We start from the raw sequence: 21,039 nt of genomic DNA on the forward strand, positions 1-21,039 counted from the left end.
GGCGATGCCGGGCAACCGGCACCGCCATCCAGAAGGAGTTCAGCGGGACGCCGTGACGCTCCGGTTCTGCACGTTCGTGCTCTGCCACGAGAAGATGTGCGCGGCCATGATCCCGTTCAGGTGTTCGACCTCGACCTTGACCGGCGCGCGGGTGGCCCGATCCAGCCAGAGGGTCTGGCGGTAGCGGTAGTGGGTATCGGCGATCTGGAAGCGGCGATCGACGCGCAGCGTATCGAATTCGCCGGCCGGCGTCGTCACGCGCTCGGCGCCGGGCACGGACCAAGTCTCATTCACGTAGTTCGGGATATAGCCCACCGACGAATGGCTGAAATACGAGATGGTGACCGGCCCGGCACGGCCCGTGCTGAACGCGGTGTCGACCAGGCGCTCGAGATCCGCGCGACCGGCGCGATAGAAGGCATCTCCGGCGCCCCAGTAGCCCAGGACGCGCTCCACGCCGGTCGAGGTCGCGCAGAGGATTGGCGCGGAGCCTTGCCCTCGGTAAGTCACGCTTTCCCCGCGCGTCCGCTCGACGGTCGTGCCCGCCGCCGGGCAACGGTATTCTGGCCGCCCCTGCGCGAAGGCCGGCGCGGCCAGCAAGCTGGCGACGCCGGCGAGTACGAAGTTCCTGATCATCTTCCTTCCTCCGGAAATCACTCTCCGGAATCCGTCCGGAGCGAGGGGAGGCTAGGGTCGCCGCATGTGTCGGGGCTTCTCCGACTAAGACAAAGAATATCGGACCCGTCACAAGTTCCGGGGCAGGAAGAGATGCGCCGAGAGCCCGCCGCTGGGCCGATTGGCGAGGTGCAGGCTCCCGCCCTCGGCCTCGACCGCCCTTCGCGCGATGGTCAGGCCGAGGCCCACGCCGCCGGTGGCACGGTTGCGGCTTTCCTCGATCCGCCGGAAGGGCTCGAAGGCGCGCTCCAGCTCGGCTTCCGGGAGGCCGGGGCCGCTATCCGCCACCTCGATGCGTACGCCGCCGCGATCCTCGCGAAGCGAGATCTGAACGGTTTCGCCATAGGCGATGCCGTTGTTCACGAGGTTCGAAACCGCGCGGCGCATCGTGACCGGGCGGAGCTGCAGCACCAGGCTGGAAGGTCCCTCATAGGCCACGTCGTGCCCCGCATCCGCGGCTTCGTCGCTGATGGTCTGGAGGATGCTGGCGAGATCTGTGGCGCGTTGGGCCTCGCTCTCATGCGCGCCGCGCAGATAGTCGAGCGTCGTCTCGATCATCGCGGCCATCTCGTCGAGGCTCGCATCGATCCGGTCGCGAGCCTGCGTGTCGTCGAGGAAGCCCGCGATGAGCCGCATGCGCGTGATGGGGGTGCGCAGGTCGTGCGAGACGGCGGCCAGCGCCTGGGTGCGATCCTCGATCAGGCGGCGGATGCGCTCCTGCATGGCGTTGAACGCTCGGGCAGCCTGCCGGATCTCGGTGGGTCCTTCCTCCGCGACGCGCGTCATCTGGGCGTCGCGCCCCCAGCGGTCCGCCGCCGCCGACAATTCGCGCAACGGGCGCGTCAGGCTCCGGACGACAAAGATGAACGCGACACCGATGGCCAGTGCGATCGCGGCGAGCCAGGCGAAGCCCTCCGGGTCGAAGAGGGGCTCATGGTCCGTGAGGAGAAAGACGGGCGCCGAGAAGGAAAGGGAGCCCGCCTGGTCCACCGGCAGCGTGCCGACGAGGAGGTGGTGCCTGTCGCCATCGCCCCAGGCGATACGGATGCCGTCCAGTTCCGGCGAGGTGCGTAGCAGCCATTGCCGGACCAGCTGCAGGGAAGGGGGCTCGGGGGCATCCTCCAGCCCGGCCGGCCCCTGGTGCCAGCGCAGGTCCAGCCCCGGACCGGAGAGCGCGCGCGCCGCGGCCTCCCGCCGGTCCACCGGCAACAGGGAGAGTGCGCGACGGGCTCGCTCGAGGCCCTCGGCGATCGCATCCTCGCGCGCCACGCGGTGGCTCCCGCGCAGCGAGGCCTCGTGGATCCAGACGCTGCCGACATGCAGCGCGAGGAGCCCCGCCACCAGCACCAGGATCGTCCTTCCCGCGAGACCTTTCGGCCAGAGCCGCGGGCGCCATCGGGTCATGCCCTTCCGACCTCGGCCACGAAGATGTAGCCCGCACCGCGCACCGTCTTGATCAGCGGAGGCGCATCCTCGCCGGGCTCGATCTTGCGGCGGAGGCGGCTGACCTGGACATCGACCGTGCGATCGAAGGCATCGCCGATGCGGCGCCGGCCAACCTCCAGCAGCTCATCGCGGGCCAGGACGCGCTGGGGATGCGTCAGGAAGGCCATGAGCAGGTCGAACTCGGCGCCGGAGAGCTCCACCAGGACGCCCTTGGGCGAACAGAGCTCCCGGCGGCCAATGTGCAGTGTCCAGCCTGCGAAGGTCAGCGCGTGCGCGGGGGGTTGCGACTGCGGCTCGGGCAGCCCGCCCGCGCGGCGCAACACCGCGCGCAGCCTCGCCACGAGCTCGCGCCGGCCGAACGGCTTGGTCACATAGTCGTCGGCGCCGAATTCGAGGCCGAGGACACGGTCCGTCTCCTCGCCGCGGGCCGTGAGCATCACGACGGGGATCTGCGAGGACGCGCGGATTTCCTTCAGAAGGTCCAGGCCGGACGTGCCGGGGAGCATGACGTCGAGGAGCACCAGGTCCACGGGCTGCCCCTGGGCCCGAAGCACCTCCCGCATCTCGCGCCCATCTCGGGCGGTGCTGACCGCGAAGCCATTCTCCCGGAGATGGCGGGAGAGGAGATGGCGAACCTCCCCATCATCTTCGACGAACAGGATGTGAGGCTCGGGATTCAGGACGTCTCGCAGCATTCGTGGGGACTTCTCGGGTAGGCGCAGAGGCGATGACATTTCGGCTAACGCAGGGCTCCAGCGATGTCGTCCCGGAATATGGCCGGGATTCCGAAAATGTAAGGAAAGTAAGTTCCGAATAGGCATCCAAGGTGCACAGCGGCATGTCGGTCTATGACAAAGCATTTCCCGGCGTCAAAGCGTATTCGTTCAGCCTGCTGTCATCATTCGTCATGCGCGGTTCACTCAGCAACACGGATCGGGAGCCAGTTTCGTTCAGCACACAGGCAACGAAACAGGAGAAATCGAATGCTTCGCCGGCTCGCCGTCATCGGCCTTCTGATCTCGGGTCCCGCAGTCGCGGCGCCCGTCTACGATATCCGCTCCAATCCCACAGGGGTGAGCGGCACGCACGCGCCGCATGTCGTCGGAAACGATAATGGCCGGCCGATCATCCACCGGCCGGAAAACAACGCCCTGAACTCGACCGCCAATGGCGTGGCGTTCATGCCGGCGGGCGATGTGGACCGCTCGATCAGATATTCGGGACGCGGACGCGGGACGGTGGGCTCCGAGCGTTCGCCACGGATCGTCACGAATGACGATGGGCGTCCGCAGCTGTCCTACAGCCGTTGACCGGAAAAGGCCGGTGCCAATTTCGGAGGGGATGGTGCCGGTCTTTGATGGCAGTGTGGCGGACAGGGTGGGATTCGAACCCACGGTGGGGTTACCCCCACGCCGGTTTTCAAGACCGGAGCCTTAAACCGCTCGGCCACCTGTCCCCCGCGCAGCATGTCGCGGAACCGGGGGAACCGCGCAAGCCCTGGGCCCGCTATTCGCCCGCGAGGCGCGTCTCCGTGCGGGGAACGCCCAGGCGCATCAGCGCGTTGATATCCGGGGCTCCGGCCAGCCCGACCACCGCGTCCGCCAGCTGCGCGGCCTGGGCGTGGCCCAGCACCGCGTCGGCCAGGCCGTGGAACTTCGCGCGGAGTTCGTCCTCGGTGAGGAAGTTCGCCGGCTCGCCCTTTGGCACCACCACCATCTTGGTGAAGACCTGCCCGCGGGCGCGAACCGTCAGCTTGCCGGACATGTAGGCCGGGAACTCGGCCTGGACCTCCGGGTCCTCCACGCAGGTCACCTTCGGCATCAGGGCCCGCAAATCGGGCTGGTCCATCTTTGGATAGCTGTCCCAGCCGAAATGGCCATGGGCCAGGGCACAGGCGACGACGAAGGGGCCGCTGAACTGCCCATCGACCACGTTCTTCGGGTGCCGCTTGTATTCCAGCGGCGCCCCGACCAGCAGCATGCCCTTGTTGGGCAGGCCCATGGTGACGCTCTCGATCTCCTCGGCCTTCAGGTTGTGCTCGGCGCGGATTGCCAGCGCCGCGTCCACATTGGCATGGCCGTAGCGGCAGGAGGGGTAAGGCTTCACCGCCGTCTCCATCAGCTCGAACTCCGAGCCGAGGTTGCGGACGGCGCGCTCCGGGTTGGGGTTGGGGGCATAGGCGCGCAGGAAGCCGGCCTTGCCCTCCAGGGCCTCGGCGGCGCCGCGGAAACCTTCGCGCGCCATCAGCGCCGCGGACAGACCGGCCATGGCGGCCCAGCCGACCTGGAAGCGCTTCGTCCAGGCGCCGTTCTTGAGGAACTGGAGGCTACCCGCGGACTGGCTGAGCGCGATGCCGAAGGCGTCCTCGATCTGCGCGGCGGAAAGGCCGAAGATTCGCCCGGCGGCGGCCGCGCCGCCGAAGACGCCGCAGGTGGCCGTCGGATGATAGCCTCGGTCGTAATGGTCGCCGCCGGGCAGGGCGACGGCGAGGCGGTTCGTCACCTCGTAGCCGGCGACGATCGCCGCGATGACGTCCTTGCCCGCGGCGCCGGTGATCTCGGCTGCCGCGAAGGCAGCTGGAATCACGGGGGCGCCGGGGTGCAGGGTGCCCGCCGCGTGGGTGTCGTCGAAATCCAGGCTATGGGCGAAGGCGCCGTTCAGCAGCGCCGCGCCGGCCGGCGACCAGCGGCTCGCCTCGCCGAGGACGACATGGTTGCCGTGCGACAGCCCCATGGCCCGGGCGCCCGCCATCAGGGGCGCGCTGCTCTCCGCGTCATGACGGCCGCGCACGATATTGCCCAGGAGGTCGAGGATCAGGAATCGCGTGCGGGTTTCGACATCGGGCGGGAGATCCTGATGACGGATCGTGGCCGCGTAACGGGCGAACTGGGCGGTAACGTCGGTCATGGGAACGGTCCCCTCCTTGGGCTGTCTCATTCAAACATAACCGGACAAAACCGGCCACCCGGGGTATCACGCAGGACACCCGCGCGAGCTGTGGATTGGATGCCATGGAAGGCATGTAACCGCCTCGCCGGCTTCATCTCGCATTGCAGCCTTGGCCTGGAAGTGCCACCTAGCAGCGCATGTTCTCGCGTCGTCTCCTGCCGGCCGGCTTCATCGGCCTGGCGGTCACCCCCGCGTTGGCCCGCACTGCCCGTGGGCAGGGGAGCTTCGCAAGCTTCCTGGATGGCGTCCGGACAGAGGCACGCCGCGCCGGTGTCAGCGCGGCGACTCTCAATCGGGCGCTCAACAACCTCAGCCCCAATGACCGGGTGCTCGAGCTGGACCGGCGCCAGGCCGAGTTCACGCAGACCTGGCCCCAGTACCGGGACGCGCGGCTGACGCAGACTCGCATCGATGCGGGCCGCCGCGCCTTCGTCGATAACCGGGCATTGCTCGATTCGATCCAGAACCGCTTCCGGGTGAGCGCCCGCGTCGTCGTCGCCATCTGGGGCATGGAGACGAATTTCGGCAGCTTCACCGGGAACTTCAACGTGATCGAGGCTCTCGCCACGCTGGCATGGGAAGGCCGCCGCGCCAGCTTCTTCCGGGCCGAGCTGATGGCCGCGCTGCGCATCCTGGATGCCGGGAACGTCAGCTTCGAGCGGATGCGCGGCAGCTATGCCGGCGCCATGGGCCACCCGCAATTCATGCCGACGAGCTTCGAGCGGCTGGCCGTGGATTTCGACGGCGATGGCCGGCGCGACATCTGGGACAGCAAAGCGGATGCGCTCGCCTCCATCGCCAACTATCTGGCGCGCTCCGGCCCTGGCTGGCGCGACGGCGAGATCTGGGGCTTCGAGGTCCTGCTGCCCGAGAACTTCGACACCAACCTCGCCGACCATCGCCAGATGCGCCCCATGGCGGATTGGGCCCGAATGCGCGTGACGCGCGCCAGCGGCGGCGCGCTGCCGGGCAGCGCGAGCGACTGGGCCATCGTGATCCCCGGCCTGTCGCGCGGCGACACCCAGGCCTTCATGGTCGGGCAGAACTTCATGCAGATCCGGCGCTACAACCCGTCCAACTTCTACGCGACGGCAGTCGGCCTGCTGTCGGACCGGGTGGCGTGAGGCTCGGCCTCCTCGCGCTCCTGCTCCTTGCCGCGTCCTGCGCCAAGCCGGGCCCGGCCCCGCAGCCGCGCTACCAGCTCGGCGAGGGCTACCGGATGGGCGGGCTCTGGTCCTATCCACGAGAGGATTACAGCCTCGACGAGGCGGGGATCGCCGCAATCCAGCCCACGCGGCAGGGCCTGACGGCCAATGGCGAGGCGAGCGACCCGCGTGCGATGGTCGCCGCGCACCGCACCCTGCAGCTCCCCGCGATCGTGACGGTGACGAACCTCGAGAATGGCCGTTCCGTTCGACTGCGCGTGAATGATCGCGGACCCGAGCAGCCCGGGCGGATCATCGGCGTCTCGCCCCGCGCGGCCGAGCTCCTGGGCGCGCGGGGCGCCTTCCGGGCCCGAGTCGTGGTGGATGGGCAGGCCTCGCGCGAGGCGGTGGAAGGCCTGCCGGGCCAGCCGCGCCTCGCCATCGAAACCGCGCCCATGGGCCGCGTGGACCGCGAGAGCCTGGCTCCGCCGCCGGGTGCGCGGGGAGGGGCTGGCCCGGCCGTGACGGCCAGCGCACGCAGCGACGATGCCGCCCCGATGGCCCGCGCGCCGGAGGCACTGCCGGAGCGCGTCATGCAAGGCTATGCAAATCCTGGGCAAATCTGGCTGGACGCGGGGCAGTTCTTCCGCCGTGACCTTGCCCAGGCACAGGCCGCTCGCCTCGGCGGCCGGGCCGAGCCCTTCGGTCCCGGCGGGCGGCAGCAGCAATGGCGCGTCCGCGCCGGGCCTTATGCCAGCATCGCTGAAGCCGATGCGGCGCTGTTGCGCGCGCTTCGCGGGGGCCAGCCGGACCTGCGGCTTGCGGTCGAATAGTTCGCGGGCGTATCCCGGCCCCATCGTGATGAGGATCTGACCATGCTGCGCCGCTCTCTCCTCGGTGCAACCGCTTCCGTGGGCCTCGCCGTGCCGGCGCTGGCTCAGCGCGGGCAGGCGCCACGCCCCGCCGCCCCCACGGCGCGCCAGCCTGCCGCACCCGCCGTCCCGCCTGCGGCGTCGCCGATCGGCTCCGTGGACACCGTCGCCCGCAATGTGGTGCTGATCGATTTCGAAACCGGCGCGACCCTGCTGAACAAGGGCGCCGACGAGCGCATCCCGCCGGCTTCCATGTCCAAGCTCATGACCATGTACGTGGTCTTCGAGTACCTGAAGGACGGCCGCATCAAGCCTGACCAGATGATGCAGGTGAGCGAGGCCGCCTGGCGCATGGGCGGCTCGCGCATGTTCCTCGACCGCAACTCCTCGGTGTCGGTCGAGGATCTGGCGCGCGGCGTCATCATCCAGTCGGGCAACGATGCCTGCGTGGTCCTGGCCGAGGGCATCGCCGGTACCGAGCGCGCCTTCGTCGACATCATGAACCGCATGGCGCGAGAGATCGGGCTGACGTCCAGCACCTTCCGCAACGCCACCGGCTGGCCCGACCCCGAGCACCGCATGACGGCGCGCGACCTGGCCACGCTGGCTCGACGCGTGATCCTGGACCATCCGGATTCCTACAAGCTCTATGGCGAGCGCAGCTTCCGCTGGAACAACATCAGCCAGGAGAACCGCAACCCTCTGCTGGGCCGCTTCGCTGGCGCGGATGGGCTGAAGACGGGCCATACCGAGGAAGCGGGCTACTGCCTCACCGCCAGCGCCAAGCGCGGCGACCGGCGGCTGATCCTGGTGATCGGCGGGCTGCAGACCATGCGGGCGCGCGGCGAGGAGTCGGAGCGCCTGCTGGAATGGGGCTTCCGCGAGTTCGACAATGTCGTGCTCTTCCGCGCCGCCGATACGATCGACGAGGTGCCGGTCTATCTCGGCGACCGCCGCACCGTTCCCATGGTCGGCGGGCGCGAGGTGGTCGCGACCGTCCCGCGCGGCTGGCGCGAGACGCTGCAGGCCAAGATCCGCTTCGACGCACCCATCCCGGCGCCGGTCGTGAAGGGCCAGGAAATCGGGCGACTCGAGGTCTCGGGCCGCGGCGTGCCGCCCATGACGCTGCCGCTCTATGCCGGCGCGGATGTCGAGCGGCTCGGCGTCATCGCCCGCATCCCGGCCGTGGTCGGCCGCATGATCGGCGGCGGGGGTTGATCCCGCGCTTCATCACCCTCGAAGGGGGTGAGGGGGCCGGCAAATCCACCCAGATCCGCCTGCTGGCCCAAGCCCTGGCCCAGGCGGGCCAAGCTGTGCTGCGCACGCGCGAGCCGGGCGGCTCGGCCGGCGCGGAGCGCGTACGGGAGCTGATCCTCTCCCGCCCCTGGGACCCGCTGGCCGAGATGGCGTTGCACTTCGCCGCCCGCCGCGAGCATTGGGCCCGCAGCATCGCGCCCTGCCTGGCCGCCGGGGCCTTCGTGGTCAGCGACCGCTTCTTCGACAGCACGCTGGCCTACCAGGTGGGCGGGCAGGGGGCGCCGCGCGCCGTGTGGGAGGGGCTGCGGACCACGCTCCTGGGCGACGCCGCCCCGGGCCTGACCTTGCTGCTGGACCTGCCGGTGGAAGCGGGCCTCGCCCGGGCCGAGGCCCGCGGCGAGACGAACCGCTACGAGACGCTGGGCGCCGGCTTCCACGAACGCGTCCGCGAGGCCTTCCTGGCCCAGGCGAAGGCGGAACCGGATCGCATCAAGGTGATCGACGCGACGCATCCGCCGGCCGAGGTCTCGGCCGCGATCCTCGCCGCCTGCCGCGACAGGTTCGGCCTGCCGTGAGCGCCCAGCCGCCCCGCGCGAATCCGGCACTCTTCGGCCATGCCGAGGCCGCCGCGAGCCTCGCCGAGGCCGCGCGTTCCGGGCGCCTGGCACATGCCTGGCTGATGACGGGCCCGGAGGGGATCGGCAAGGCGACGCTCGCCTATCGCTTCGCCCGCTGGCTGCTGGCGGGGCAGCCTTCCGGCGCCGCGCTGGATGTCGCCGAGGATCACCCCGCCTTCCGCCGCGTCGCCGCCGGCACGCATCCCGACCTGCTGGTGCTGGAGCCGCAGGCCGAGCCAGGAAAGCGCCGCATCATCAAGGTGGACGAGGCGCGGCAGGCGCGCTCCTTCCTGACGCTCACTGCCGCCGAGGGCGGCTGGCGCGTCGTGGTGATGGACGAGGTGGACGCGATGGAGGCGGCCTCGGCCAACACCATCCTCAAGACGCTGGAGGAGCCGCCGCCGCGCACGGTGATGCTGCTCGTCACCTCCGCGCCCGGGCGCCTGCTGCCCACCATCCGCAGCCGCTGCCGGCGGCTGGAGCTCGGGCCGCTCGAACCGGCCGAGATGGAGGCGGCGCTCGCCGCCTTCCTGCCGGACAAGCCCGCTTCCGAGCGCCGCGCGCTGGCCACGCTCGCCGAAGGCTCGCCCGGACAGGCCCTGGCGCTGGCCGAAGGGGAGGGGGTGGAGCTCGCCCGTCTCGCCGAGGCCACGCTGTCGGCGCTGCCGGATGCCGAAGGCGCGCACGCGCTGGCCGATCGCATCGCGGGCCGCGACGGCGCGCTGGTCTTTCCGGGCTTCTTCGATCTGCTGCTGCGGCATCTCTCCCATGCGGTCCGCGGCGCGGCGCGGGGCGAGGGGGCGGCACCCTGGGTCGCCCGGCGCCCGCTCGCGGCCTGGGCCGAGGCCGCGGAGGCTGTTCGCGTGCTGGTTCGCGACACGGAGCGGCTTTCGCTCGACCGCCGTCAGGCCGTGCTGGTCGCAATGGAGACCTTGCGGGGGCGGTAGCTCGGCCTCATAGGTCAGGCATGCCGATCTACCTGACGACCCCCATCTATTACGTGAACGATAAGCCGCATATCGGCCACGCCTACACCAGCCTGGCGACCGACGTGCTCGCCCGCTGGCACCGGCTCGCCGGGCGCGAGGTCTTTTTCCTCACGGGCACCGACGAGCACGGGCAGAAGGTCGAGAAAGCCGCGCTGGATGCCGGCGAGGCGCCTCAGGCCTTCACCGACCGCGTGAGCCAGGCTTTCCGCGACCTGACGCAGACGATGGGCTTCTCCAACGACGCCTTCATCCGCACGACCGAGAAGCGCCACTACGCCGCATGCCAGGCGCTCTGGACCCGGCTGGCCGATCGCGGGCAGATCTACCTCGGTGGCTACGAGGGCTGGTACGCCGTGCGCGACGAGGCGTTCTACGGCCCGGACGAGCTGACCGAGCGCGATGGCGTGAAATACGCGCCCTCGGGCGCCCCGGTCGAATGGGTGACCGAGCCGTCCTACTTCTTCAAGCTCTCCGAATGGGCCGACAGGCTGTTGGAGTTCTACGAGGCCAACCCCGACTTCATCGCGCCCGCCAGCCGCCGCAACGAGGTCATCAGCTTCGTGAAGTCGGGGCTCTCGGACCTTTCCATCTCGCGCACCTCCTTCAAGTGGGGCGTGCCGGTGCCGGGCGACGACGCGCATGTGATGTATGTCTGGCTGGACGCGCTGACCAACTACATCACGGCACTCGGCTACCCTGACGAGGGCGCCGATCTCTGGCGCTTCTGGCCGGCCGATGTGCATTTCGTCGGCAAGGACATCCTCCGCTTCCACGCCATCTACTGGCCGGCCTTCCTCATGGCGGCCGGAATCGCGCCGCCGACGCGCATCTTTGCCCATGGCTGGTGGACGAATGAGGGCCAGAAGATCAGCAAGTCCCTGGGCAACGTCATCGACCCGGTGGCGCTGGTAGAGGAATTCGGCCTGGACCCCGTGCGCTACTTCCTGCTGCGCGAGGTGCCCTTCGGCCAGGACGGCGATTTCTCCCGCGCCGCGCTGACCAATCGCCTGAACGGCGAACTCGCGGACGTACTGGGCAACCTCGCCAACCGCACGCTCTCGCTGATCCAGCGGAATTGCGAAGGCAAGCTGCCCGCCGGCCCGGCGGCCGAGGCCGATGCGGCACTGCTGGAGCCGCTGGCGAGCCTGCCGGCCGCCGTCGGCCAGCTGCTGGAGAAGCAGGAATACCACCTCGCGCTGGAGGAGGTGTTCCGCGCGGTTCGTGGCGCCAATGGCTACATCACCGTCCAGGCGCCGTGGTCGCTGAAGAAGACCGACCCGGAGCGGATGGTGGCCGTGCTCGGCCATCTGCACACCGCACTGCGCGCCTATGCGACCGTGCTGCAGCCCTTCATGCCCGCCACCATGGCCAAGCTGCTCGACCAGCTCGGAGTGCCGGAGGATTCTCGCGGATTGGCGTCCCTTGCCACGCCGCTGCCGCCGGGCACGTCTCTGCCGCCGCCGGCGCCGCTCTTCCGGAAGATCGAGGCTGGGGCCTGAGCCGTGATCGTCGATAGCCACTGCCATCTCGACTATTTCAGCGACACCGAGGTCGAGGAGATTCTCTCCCGCGCCGCCGAGGCGGGCGTGGAGCGGATGGTCACCATCGGAACCTCGGTCCCGCAGGCCGAGGCCGTCTATCGCCTCGTGGACAAGTTCCCCCAGGTCTGGGGCACTGTCGGCGTGCATCCGCACCGCGCGGCCGAGGGCACCATGCCGACGGTCGAGGAGCTGGTCGCGCTGGCGCAGCATCCGCGCGTCATCGGCATCGGTGAGAGCGGCCTCGACTACTTCTACGACAAGGCGCCGCGCGACGTGCAGCAGGAGGGCTTCCGCCGGCACATCCGTGCGGCGCGCCAGAGCGGCCTGCCGCTCGCCATCCACGCGCGCGAGGCCGATACCGACATCGCGCGGATCCTGGCCGAGGAGCGGGAAGGGGGCGAGTTCGCCTTCCTCCTCCACTGCTTCAGCTCCACGCCCTGGCTGGCGGACCGGGCCATCGAGATGGGGGGCTATGTCTCCTTCTCGGGTATCCTGACCTTCCCGAAGTCGCTGGAACTGCGCGAAGTCGCGGCCCGGCTCCCGGAGGACAGGCTGCTGCTGGAGACGGATTCGCCCTACCTCGCGCCCGTACCGCTCCGAGGGAAGCGATGCGAGCCCGCCTATACGGCGCATACGGCGAAGGTCCTCGCCGACTGCCGGGGCGTGAGCCTGGAGCGGATCGGCGAGATCACGACCGCCAACTTCCACCGGCTCTTCGCCAAAGCGGCATGAAGATCACGCTGCTGGGAACCGGTCCGTCCCAGGGCGTACCGGCCATCGGCGGCCCGGACGGCCTCGGCGTCTGGGGGCAATGCGACCCGGCGGAGGCGCGCAACAGGCGCCAGAGAAGCTCCGCGGTGATCGAGGCCGCGGACGGCCCGCGGCTGCTGGTGGATTGCGGGCCGGATTTCCGGGCCCAGATGCTGGCCGCGCGCATCGCGCGGGTGGACGCCTTGCTGCTGACCCACGCCCATGCCGACCACATCGCCGGGATCGACGAGCTGCGCGCCGTGAACCGCGCCCTGGGCCACGAGCTTCCGGTCTTCGGGACCGAGGCGACCCTGAGCGAGGTCGAGGCCCGCTTCGGCTATGCCTTCCTGCCGATCACCAGGGGCATCTTCCGGCCGGCGCTGGTCAGCCATCGCGTGACGCCCGGCCAGGCGATCCAGGTGGGCTCCATCCAGGCGGAGCTCTTCGACCAGGACCATGTCGTCATGCGGACCCTGGGGCTGCGGATCGGGAACTTCGCCTACACGACCGACGTGCTGCGTTTCCCGCCCGACAGCTTCGCGCGGCTCCATGGCCTCGATACCTGGGTCGTGGGCTGCATGACCACCGGCCAGAATGCGGTGCACGCCAATCTGGACCAGGTGCTCGCCTGGGTCGCGGAGCTGCGGCCGCGCCGGACGATCCTGACCCACCAGGGCGACACGCTGGACTACGCCAGCATGACGGCGCGCCTGCCGAAGGGCGTCGAGATGGGTGTGGATGGAATGGTGATCGAGGTGCCGGGCTGAGATCGAGCCCCATAATTCACAGGGGAATTCACAGGGTTTTCCCCAGGTCTGTTTTTTCCATAATAAATCTTATGCGGTAATTTATCATGTGGATAACCGGATGGAGCCACGCGTGACCGAACCTGCCCCCTCGCTCCCCCGCCTGCTCGAGGTCATGGCGCGGCTGCGCGACCCCGACACCGGCTGCCCCTGGGACATCGTCCAGGACTTCGGAACCATCGCGCCCTTTACGGTCGAGGAAGCCTACGAGGTCGCGGACGCCATCCGGCGCGGCCCGGAGCCCGCGATGCTAATGGACGAGCTGGGCGACCTGCTGCTCCAGGTCGTCTACCACTCCCGCATGGCCGAGGAGCGCGGCTGGTTCCGCTTCGAGGATGTGGCGGCCGCCATTGCGGCCAAGATGATCCGGCGCCATCCTCATGTCTTTGGTGAGACCCAGGCCTCGGACGCCGCCGGGCTCACGGAGATCTGGGAGGCCCAGAAGACGAAGGAGCGCGCGGCCCGGGCCGAGACGGGCGTGCTGGCCGGGGTGGCGACCACCCTGCCCGGCCTGACCCGCGCTGCGAAGCTGACCAAGCGCGCTGCCCGCGTGGGCTTCGACTGGCCGGACGCCGACGCGGTTCTGGACAAGCTGACCGAGGAAACCGCCGAGCTGCGGGCCGAACTGCCGGCCGCAGACCCGGCCCGCCTGGCCGACGAGGTCGGTGATCTGCTTTTCGTCCTGGCGAACCTGGCCCGGAAGCTGGAGCTGGACCCCGAGGCCTGCATCTCCCAGGCGAACACGAAGTTCGAGCGTCGGTTCAATGCCATAGAAGACGTTCTTGCGAGGCAGGGTCGCTCGCCGGCCGATGCCTCGCTGGAGGAGATGGAGGCCGAGTGGACGGCCGCCAAGCGGCGCGGATTGTGAATCCTCGCCTAACGGACTGAATTCCTACAGGCGCGGCAAAGGAATAAATTCTTTATCGTCGCCCGGGATAAGGCCGAATTTCCGGGCCTCCCAATCATCCTTGGCCTGCTGAATCCGCTCCCGGCTGGAAGAGACAAAGTTCCAGAAGATGTGCCGCGGCCCGTCCATCACGGCGCCGCCGAGCAGCAGTAGCCGCGCGCCCTGCCCGCCTTCCTCGGCCGGCAGGGCCTTGATGGCGATGCCGTCGCCGGGCCGGAAGACCAGCATGCGGCCGGCCTCGAAGCGCTGGCCCGCGACCTCGACCACCCCCTGGACGACATAGGCCCCGCGCTCCTCATGATGGTCCGGCATGGGGCAGAAGGCGCCGGGCGCCAGCTCCAGGTCGGCGTAGAAGAGCGGCCAGGGGGTCTCAAAGGGCGCCCTCGCTCCCCAGCCATCACCCGCGACCAGCCGCAGCCGCGCGCCCCGATCCTCCAGAATGGGCAGGGATTCGGCTGGGTGATGGGCAAAGTCGGGCGCCATCTCCTCATGGGTCTTGGGCAGCGCCGCCCAGGACTGGATGCCATAGAGCCGATTGGAGTGGCTTCGCAGCTCCTGTGCCGTGCGCTCGGAATGGGCGATGCCTTGTCCGGCCGTCATCCAGTTCAGTGCGCCGGGACGGATGGCCTGGGCGCTGCCCAGCGTGTCGCGATGGAAGACCTCGCCCTCGAATAGATAGGTCACGGTCGAGAGACCGATATGCGGGTGCGGCCGGACGTCGAGTCCCTTGCCGGTCAGGAACTCGCCAGGGCCCATCTGGTCGAAGAAGATGAAGGGGCCGATCATCTGGCGCTCCTTCGCGGGCAATGCCCGGCGCACCTCGAAGCCGCCCACATCGTGGGCGCGGGGCAGCAGGACAATTTCGATCTCGGGCGGGAGGGGTGCTTGTTCCATGGCCCGGAGGATGGGGATGCGGAACGCGAAACGCCAGGGCCAAGGGCGGCAGCGATGACCCGCCCTCGCCCGACGGACCGCCCCTTCGGCCGCCGGACGTCAGCTCGCGCGCTGCCCGGGCCAGCGCCCGCCGCTGGCCGGCCGGTCCTTGGCCGGGAAGAGCGAGCCGCCATAGCCCGCCTCTTCCGGGATGCGCAGCATGACATTGCCCTCCTCATCCGGGATCGGTTGCGGCGTCACGGTCACGATGGGCATGCTGCGCGCCGCGTCCATCACCTCGGCGACCGTGCGATGCCGGGCGAGGCGCAGAAGGTTCAGGCGCGTGGCGAAGACCAGCGTGCGGCGGCCGGCCTCGGCCTCCTCCACCGCCACGCCGGGGCGAATCCAGAGCGCCTCGACCGCCTCGTAGCCGTCATGCACGGCCACCTGGCCTTCCGGCGCCTCGGCGAGGAAGAAGTGAGTGTCGAAGCGCTTGGGGCTATGTGCCGGGGTGATCCAATGGGCATAGGGCGTCAGCACGCCGGGGGTCGGCCGCAGCCCGCGCTGGCGCAGGTGGTCCAGGAACGGCGTCTGGGCTTCGACCTCCGGGCCGGGTGGTTCGGCGAGGAGCAGGCCCGTCTCCTCCCAGGCCTCGCGGATGGCGGCGACGCGGAAAGCGCCGAGCGGGTCGCCCTGTGGCGCCAGCAGGGCGTCCGCCTCCTCCACCCGCCCGCCCGGAAAGACCAGCGCGCCGGAGGCGAAATCCACCTCCCGCGCGCGGCAAATCATCATGACCTCGAGCCCTTCCGCGCCATCGCGCAGCATGAGGATGGTCGCGGCGGGGCGGGGAATCGCGGGCGTGTTCATCCGGACATTCAAGCCCAGAGCTGCTGACCCGGCTACTCCGACCGGATGTTCCCCTCGCGGATGATAGGCGCCCAGGTCTCGAAGTCGCGGCGGATGAAGCTCGCGAAATCCTCGGGCGTGCCGCCCACCATGCGGCCGGCCTGCTGGCGCGCTACGGCCTCGGCGACCTCAGGCATCGCGGCGATCTTGCCGAAGACCTCGTTGATGCGAAGCACCATGCCGCGATCCATCCCGGCCGGACCCACCACGCCATGCCAGACGGAGGTGTTGTAGCCGGGCACGTCGCGCGAGAGCGGCGGGACGCCCGGCAGCGTCGGCGTGCCCTCCGGCCAGCTCACCGCGATGGCGCGCGCCTTGTTGTCGCGGATCATGTTGAGGGCCGAGGAGACGGTCGGGAAGCCGAACTGCGCGTCCCCCCGCACCAGCGCCGTCACCATCTCGGCGCCCGAGCGGTAGGGCACGTGGACCATGCGGATGCCCGCCCTCTTCAGGAAGAGCTCCATGAAAAGGTGGCTGCCATTGCCGTTCCCCGCCGAGGAGAAGGTGAAGCCGTCCGGCCGCGCTTTCGCGGCGGCGATGATGTCCGGCACGGTCCGGTAGGGCACGTCCGGATGCGCGATGAGCCCGCCCGGCAGGCTGACCAGGTGGATGATCGGCGAGAAAGCCGTCATCGGGTCGTAGCCGAGGTTGGGGTTCATCTCCTTGGCGATGCAGTTGGCGCCCACATCGGCCATCATGAGCGTCAGCCCGTCCGGCCGCTGCTGCGCCGTGAAAGCCCCCGCGATGGCCCCGCCCGCACCGGGTCGGTTCTCCACGACCAGGGTCTGGCCGTTGGCATGCTCGGCGAAGCGGGCGGCGACGGTGCGGCTCAACGTGTCGATGGCGCCGCCGGCGCCGAAGGGCACGATCAGGCGGATGGGCCGGTCCGGCCAGGAACTCTGCGCGATCGCCGGAGCCGCGAGCAGGCTCGCGCCTCCGGCCAGAATGGCGCGTCGCGCCACCTTGCCCTGAAGCATTCTTGGATCCTCCTGTTCCGGGTTGGCCCCGGATCCATGTCTTCGGCTTTGCCGTGTCCGGGCGGGCGATGCAAGCACCACCCGCCCGCCAAGCTCAGCGCAGCGCAGCGCGGTAGCGCTCCAGCATCTGCTGGCCTTCGGCGCCGGCCCGCTGCACCCATTCCTGCGTCTGGGTCTCGCCGATGGCGCGAAGCTCGGTCATCAGGCGCTCCGGCGGCTCGGGCAGCTCCATGCCGCGCTGGCGCAGGCGGTCGGCCATCACGGTCTCCGCCTCGATGGCCATCTGGCGGCCGCGCGTGGCGGCACGGCCCGCGGCGGCGAGCACCGCGGCGCGGGTCGGCTCGTCGAGGGCCATCAGCGCGCGCGTATTGGCGAAGACGGCATTCCGCGTCCGCATGCCGCCGACATTGTACCAGTAGCGCGTGTAGTCCCACACGCTGACGGAATTGCCGGTCTGGGCCGAGGTGAACATCGACTGGATGACGTTCGTGGCGAAGGCCTGGCTCACCTCCGCCGCCTGGACGGTGACGGGCGTGGCGCCCATCAGCTCGGCCATGCGGGCCGTCACGTTGTTATAGGCGCGGAAGCGCGTTCCCCGCAGATCCTGCGTCGAGGTCATGGGCGTGCGCGTGTAGAAGCCCTGCGCGTCCCAATGGACCATGAAGAGGAGCGTCAGCCCCTGGCGCTCGAAGCGGGCGCGGACATAGGGCTCGGTCGCCGTGTTCAGGGCGTCCGCCTGCGGCCAGGTCCAGGCCAGGAAGGGCACGCCGTCCACCTCGAAGAACGGATCCTCGTTCGAGTAGGCGGAGAGGAGCACCTCGCCCAGCTGCGCCTGGTTGGACTGAACCCCGCGCTTGATCTGGCCCATCGGGAGCAGGGTTGCGTTGTTATGCAGCTGGATGGTGAGGCGGCCCTGGGTGCCCTGTTCCACATCCGAGATGAACTGCCGGATATTCAGGGTGTGGAAATTCTCGGCATAGGGGGTCGCCATGACCCAGCGGGTCTGGGCCATGGCCTGGGGCACGGCGAAAAGCGCCAGCAGAAGGACCAAGATACGCAGCATCGTGACCGGTCTCCCGAAAGGTGAAGCCGCATCCCTGGCGAGCGCCTTGTTCGCCGGCGCCTCGTTCCAAGTGAACTATCCGTAAGAGAATTCCGTCGCGCAACAAGTTCCGTGGCATTGGCTATCGCCGAGTCTCCGATCTATTCCCGGGGCTTCGTTCCTGAATATGCTTGGCCGCGCCGCGAGCGGCGCAGCCCGGAGGATTGCCGTGACCTGGTCGCTGCTCGCGCATGAGCCCGAAACCGACAGCTTCGGAGTCGCCGTTACGACCTGCGCGCTGGCGGTCGGCGCCTCCTGCCCCTTTGTGCGGGCGGGGGTGGGGGCGGTTTCCACGCAGTCTATCACCAACCGCTATCTGGGCCCGGCCGTACTCGAAGCCATGGCGCGTGGCCTCTCACCGGCGGCGGCGATCGAGGGGGCGCTGGTTGGCGACGACGGGAAGAACCTGCGCCAGATCCATGCCATCGATCGACATGGACGCAGTGCGGCCTGGACCGGCAAGAACTGCGTCGAATGGTGCGGTTCCCGTTCGGGGCGGGGCTGGTCGGTCGCAGGTAACATGCTGGCGGGCGAGGAAGTCGTGACCGACACTGCCGCCAGCTTCATCGCCCGTTCCGAACTGCCCTTTCCCGAGCGCATGCTCGCTGCCCTGCAGGCCGGCGAGATGCTGGGCGGTGACAAGCGCGGCCGCCAATCCGCCGCGATCAAGGTCATCACCCATGAGGACTTCCCCGATATCGACTTGCGGGTGGACGATCACGCGGTCCCGCTGGACGAGCTGGAGCGGCTTTTGAAGCTCTGGCGGGAACAGCGGGCGCCCTCGTTGAAACTTCAGCCGCGCCGGGCCAACCCCTCCGGCAGCACGGACCTCGACGCGATGGAGGCCCGCTGGCAACGGCAGGGGCTGGACCTGAAGTTTCGCCGCTGAGTGAACGCGGCGCTACTGCGCCCGCACCTGCTGCAGGAAGCTTCCTGCACGATCCCGAAGGACGCTGGCCTGGTTCGCGAGGTCGTTGGATGCCTCCAGCACCTCGCTCGCCGACCTTCCGGTATCGCCGGACGCGCCGCGCACGTCGTGGATCCGGCGCGTCACGGCACCGGTCCCCTCCGCCACCAGCGCCGCGCTGCGCGCGATCTCCCGCGTCGCGGCGCCCTGTTCCTCGACCGCCGCGGCGATGGCTGCCGTGACCTCGTTCATGCGCTCGATGGTGCCGCTGATCGACTGGAGGGCGGTCACGGCCTGCTCGGTCGTGCCCTGGATGCCGCCGATCTGGGCCGCGATCTCCTCCGTGGCCTTGGCCGTCTGGGCGGCGAGGTTCTTCACCTCGCTCGCCACCACGGCGAAGCCCTTCCCGGCCTCCCCAGCCCGCGCCGCTTCGATGGTGGCGTTGAGCGCCAGCAGGTTCGTCTGCCCCGCGATGTCGCTGATGAGGCGCACCACATCGCCGATCCGCGTCGCGGCCTGGGCCAGGCCCTGGACCGTGCCGTCCGTGGCCCTGGCCTCGTCAGCCGCCGCGCGGGCGACGCGCGCGCCCTCCGCGACCTGGCGCGTGATCTCCGCAACGCTGGCCGCGAGTTCCTCCGCGCTGGCCGCGACCGCCTGGACGTCCATCTCCGCACGGCCCGAGGCTTCGGCCACCGCCTCCGCCTCGCGGTCCGAGGTGGCGGCGCTACCGGACAGCATATGGGCGGATTGCTGCATCTGGCCGGCCGACGCGGCCACGGCGTCGACCACGCCGCCGATCTCGCGCTCGAAATTGTCGGCGAGCTGCGCCTGCGCGGTGGCGAGGCGCCAGACCAGCATGGGCGCGACATAATTGCCCGCACGGTCCGTGATGGCGGTCACGTTCAGGTCCATCACCTCCTGGCCCAGCGGGAAGCGGGCGCGATGGGGCAGCCGCGAGGGGTCGGCCAGGATGTCGCGCTGGTGCTGCGGATGGGCGTGGAAGATATCGATGCTCTGGCCCACCACCTCCGACGCCTTCACCGGCAAGGCATCCTCGACCATCCCGATGAGGCGGGTCGCCTCCGGGTTCATGTAGCGGATGCGAAATTCGTCGCGCGGGTCGGCCATCATGACGCCGAGCGGCATCTGCTCCAGCATCTGCTGCTGCGCGAAGGCCTTCTCCACGCCGCCGCGCAATTCCTCCAGCGCGATGGCGATCTGGCCGATTTCGTCGCGACGGTCGCGGTCCGGCACCGGCTCGGCCGTGTCGCCGGTCGCGATGCGCCGGACGGCCTCCGCGATCCGGCGCAGCGGCGTGCCGATGGCCCGGCCGGTCACCCAGCCCGAAACCGCCAGCATCAGCACCACCGCGAGGCCGATCATCCACACGGAGCGTTCCATCGTGTCCATCGCCTCGGCGGCGGAGGCGGAGGCCGTGCGCGCATCGCTGGCCAGGATCTCGGTGACCTGGGCTGTCGCGGCGGCGATGCCATCCCGGGCATTGGCGATGCCGACGGTCCGGATCTCCTGCATGCGGGCCCCGATCGTCATCATGGCCTCGGCATGCTCGGACAGGGTCTGCCCGGCATTGGTCAGGCGCTGGCCGTCCTGCTGCAATTCGCCTGTCGCCACGGACTGCAGGCGCCGGGCATGCACCCTGCCCTGCGCCATGGCCCGGCGCACCCGGGCGGCGATGGCGCTGTCATCCGTCGCGAGGAAGCGCTGGATGCCGAGCCGCACCTCGTTAACCGAGGCGACATAGGTGTTCACCACGTCGCGGACCTCGTCCCGCTGCTCGGCATTGGCGCTGAACTGCAAGTTGGCCAGCATGGATTCAAGCGCCTGGTCGAATTCCGAGAAGCGCGGGAAGAAGTCCCGATCTCGCCTGGCGATGAGCTCGTTGCGCGCCTGGATCACCTCGTCCAGCCTGTCCCGCAGCCCGGCAAGCCCGGAGGCATAGGCCTCCAGCGCCGGAACGGCCGCCTGATCCGCGGTGGCGCGTAACTCGCTGATGCCCTGGATGGCGGAGCCGAGCCGCGCGCTCATCGCGGCCGTCTCGCGCTCCATCACCTGCGGGTCGTTGGTCAGGAGGGCGGCGCGCTCGGCAGAGATCGCTTCGCTCACGAGCCCGCCGACTTGGCGGATCTTCGACTGGGCGGCGACGGCGCGCTGCTCGGCGGCCTGTCCCTCCCGCAGGCGGGAGCCCAGCTGCGAGACGATGAGCACGAGCGCGGCCAGAAGCACGACCGCGACTCCCGCGCTGGCGGCCAGCTTCCGGCCGACGGACAGATCCCTGAAGAAACGCATCTCGACCTCCTTG

20 protein-coding genes and 1 tRNA gene are annotated in these 21,039 nt (G+C 69.6%); 11 read left to right on the forward strand and 10 right to left on the reverse strand.

What is annotated here, in order from left to right; all coding sequences use genetic code 11:
* Positions 1 to 39: 39 nt before the first annotated feature.
* The 3 genes from WJM96_RS08440 to WJM96_RS08450 all read right to left on the reverse strand — a co-directional run bounded on the left by WJM96_RS08440 (position 40) and on the right by WJM96_RS08450 (position 2,816).
* Positions 40 to 636 (reverse strand): hypothetical protein, encoded by a 597-nt coding sequence (locus WJM96_RS08440; protein WP_424812028.1) that lies wholly within the window; start codon positions 634 to 636, stop codon positions 40 to 42.
* 108 nt (positions 637 to 744) lie between these two features.
* Positions 745 to 2,079: an ATP-binding protein gene (locus WJM96_RS08445; RefSeq protein WP_424812029.1), complete on the reverse strand. Its 1,335-nt coding sequence runs from the start codon at positions 2,077 to 2,079 to the stop codon at positions 745 to 747.
* The gene (locus WJM96_RS08450) at positions 2,076 to 2,816 is read right to left on the reverse strand and encodes a response regulator (RefSeq protein WP_424812030.1); all 741 of its coding nucleotides are present in this window, start codon (positions 2,814 to 2,816) and stop codon (positions 2,076 to 2,078) included. The genes WJM96_RS08445 and WJM96_RS08450 overlap by 4 nt, the downstream gene beginning before the upstream one ends.
* A 288-nt stretch (positions 2,817 to 3,104) precedes the next feature.
* On the opposite strand from WJM96_RS08450, the gene WJM96_RS08455 reads away from it, so the two are divergent.
* Positions 3,105 to 3,431, forward strand: a complete 327-nt coding sequence (locus WJM96_RS08455) for a hypothetical protein (protein WP_424812031.1) — start codon at positions 3,105 to 3,107, stop codon at positions 3,429 to 3,431.
* 56 nt (positions 3,432 to 3,487) lie between these two features.
* Here WJM96_RS08455 and WJM96_RS08460 read toward each other — a convergent pair.
* A tRNA-Ser gene (locus WJM96_RS08460) sits at positions 3,488 to 3,577 on the reverse strand.
* Between the two features lie 50 nt (positions 3,578 to 3,627).
* A complete protein-coding gene (locus tag WJM96_RS08465) occupies positions 3,628 to 5,028 on the reverse strand; it encodes an MmgE/PrpD family protein (protein ID WP_424812032.1) in 1,401 nt (466 codons plus the stop codon).
* A 179-nt stretch (positions 5,029 to 5,207) separates the two neighbouring features.
* On the opposite strand from WJM96_RS08465, the gene WJM96_RS08470 reads away from it, so the two are divergent.
* From WJM96_RS08470 to mazG, 9 genes are all read left to right on the forward strand, one after another.
* A complete protein-coding gene (locus WJM96_RS08470) occupies positions 5,208 to 6,194 on the forward strand; it encodes a lytic murein transglycosylase (RefSeq protein WP_424812033.1) in 987 nt (328 codons plus the stop codon).
* Positions 6,191 to 7,048, forward strand: coding sequence for a septal ring lytic transglycosylase RlpA family protein (locus WJM96_RS08475; RefSeq protein WP_424812034.1), 858 nt, complete (start codon positions 6,191 to 6,193; stop codon positions 7,046 to 7,048). The genes WJM96_RS08470 and WJM96_RS08475 overlap by 4 nt, the downstream gene beginning before the upstream one ends.
* Before the next feature lie 42 nt (positions 7,049 to 7,090).
* Complete coding sequence (locus WJM96_RS08480) at positions 7,091 to 8,305, forward strand: D-alanyl-D-alanine carboxypeptidase family protein (protein WP_424812035.1); 1,215 nt, start codon at positions 7,091 to 7,093, stop codon at positions 8,303 to 8,305.
* On the forward strand, positions 8,302 to 8,919 hold the full coding sequence (gene tmk, locus WJM96_RS08485; RefSeq protein WP_424812036.1) for a dTMP kinase: 618 nt from the start codon (positions 8,302 to 8,304) through the stop codon (positions 8,917 to 8,919). Before WJM96_RS08480 ends, tmk begins: the two co-directional genes overlap by 4 nt.
* Positions 8,916 to 9,908, forward strand: a complete 993-nt coding sequence (locus tag WJM96_RS08490; protein WP_424812037.1) for a DNA polymerase III subunit delta' — start codon at positions 8,916 to 8,918, stop codon at positions 9,906 to 9,908. The genes tmk and WJM96_RS08490 overlap by 4 nt, the downstream gene beginning before the upstream one ends.
* Positions 9,909 to 9,928: 20 nt before the next feature.
* Positions 9,929 to 11,449 carry a methionine--tRNA ligase gene (gene metG / locus WJM96_RS08495; RefSeq protein ID WP_424812038.1) on the forward strand — a complete coding sequence of 507 codons (1,521 nt, stop codon included), beginning with the start codon at positions 9,929 to 9,931 and terminating at the stop codon, positions 11,447 to 11,449.
* Positions 11,450 to 11,452: 3 nt separating this feature from the next.
* Positions 11,453 to 12,223, forward strand: coding sequence for a TatD family hydrolase (locus tag WJM96_RS08500; protein ID WP_424812039.1), 771 nt, complete (start codon positions 11,453 to 11,455; stop codon positions 12,221 to 12,223).
* Positions 12,220 to 13,008, forward strand: coding sequence for an MBL fold metallo-hydrolase (locus WJM96_RS08505; RefSeq protein ID WP_424812040.1), 789 nt, complete (start codon positions 12,220 to 12,222; stop codon positions 13,006 to 13,008). The genes WJM96_RS08500 and WJM96_RS08505 overlap by 4 nt, the downstream gene beginning before the upstream one ends.
* 100 nt (positions 13,009 to 13,108) lie before the next feature.
* The gene (mazG, locus tag WJM96_RS08510) at positions 13,109 to 13,915 is read left to right on the forward strand and encodes a nucleoside triphosphate pyrophosphohydrolase (RefSeq protein ID WP_424812041.1); all 807 of its coding nucleotides are present in this window, start codon (positions 13,109 to 13,111) and stop codon (positions 13,913 to 13,915) included.
* 24 nt (positions 13,916 to 13,939) lie between these two features.
* Here the strand turns inward: mazG and WJM96_RS08515 are convergent, their stop codons facing one another.
* The 4 genes from WJM96_RS08515 to WJM96_RS08530 form a co-directional block, all read right to left on the reverse strand.
* Entirely contained in the window at positions 13,940 to 14,848 is a 909-nt protein-coding gene (locus WJM96_RS08515; RefSeq protein ID WP_424812042.1) for a pirin family protein, read from the reverse strand.
* 99 nt (positions 14,849 to 14,947) lie between these two features.
* Entirely contained in the window at positions 14,948 to 15,694 is a 747-nt protein-coding gene (locus WJM96_RS08520) for an NUDIX hydrolase (protein ID WP_424812043.1), read from the reverse strand.
* Positions 15,695 to 15,726: 32 nt separating this feature from the next.
* Positions 15,727 to 16,710 carry a Bug family tripartite tricarboxylate transporter substrate binding protein gene (locus tag WJM96_RS08525; RefSeq protein ID WP_424812044.1) on the reverse strand — a complete coding sequence of 328 codons (984 nt, stop codon included), beginning with the start codon at positions 16,708 to 16,710 and terminating at the stop codon, positions 15,727 to 15,729.
* 94 nt (positions 16,711 to 16,804) lie between these two features.
* Complete coding sequence (locus WJM96_RS08530; RefSeq protein WP_424812045.1) at positions 16,805 to 17,773, reverse strand: TRAP transporter substrate-binding protein; 969 nt, start codon at positions 17,771 to 17,773, stop codon at positions 16,805 to 16,807.
* A gap of 208 nt (positions 17,774 to 17,981) precedes the next feature.
* Here WJM96_RS08530 and WJM96_RS08535 point away from each other — a divergent pair, with 208 nt between their 5' ends.
* On the forward strand, positions 17,982 to 18,701 hold the full coding sequence (locus WJM96_RS08535; RefSeq protein ID WP_424812046.1) for a DUF1028 domain-containing protein: 720 nt from the start codon (positions 17,982 to 17,984) through the stop codon (positions 18,699 to 18,701).
* Between the two features lie 12 nt (positions 18,702 to 18,713).
* Here the strand turns inward: WJM96_RS08535 and WJM96_RS08540 are convergent, their stop codons facing one another.
* On the reverse strand, positions 18,714 to 21,026 hold the full coding sequence (locus tag WJM96_RS08540) for a methyl-accepting chemotaxis protein (protein ID WP_424812047.1): 2,313 nt from the start codon (positions 21,024 to 21,026) through the stop codon (positions 18,714 to 18,716).
* Positions 21,027 to 21,039 lie beyond the last annotated feature (13 nt).

Source organism: Roseococcus sp. YIM B11640, assembly GCF_049727625.1.
Lineage (GTDB): Bacteria > Pseudomonadota > Alphaproteobacteria > Acetobacterales > Acetobacteraceae > Roseococcus.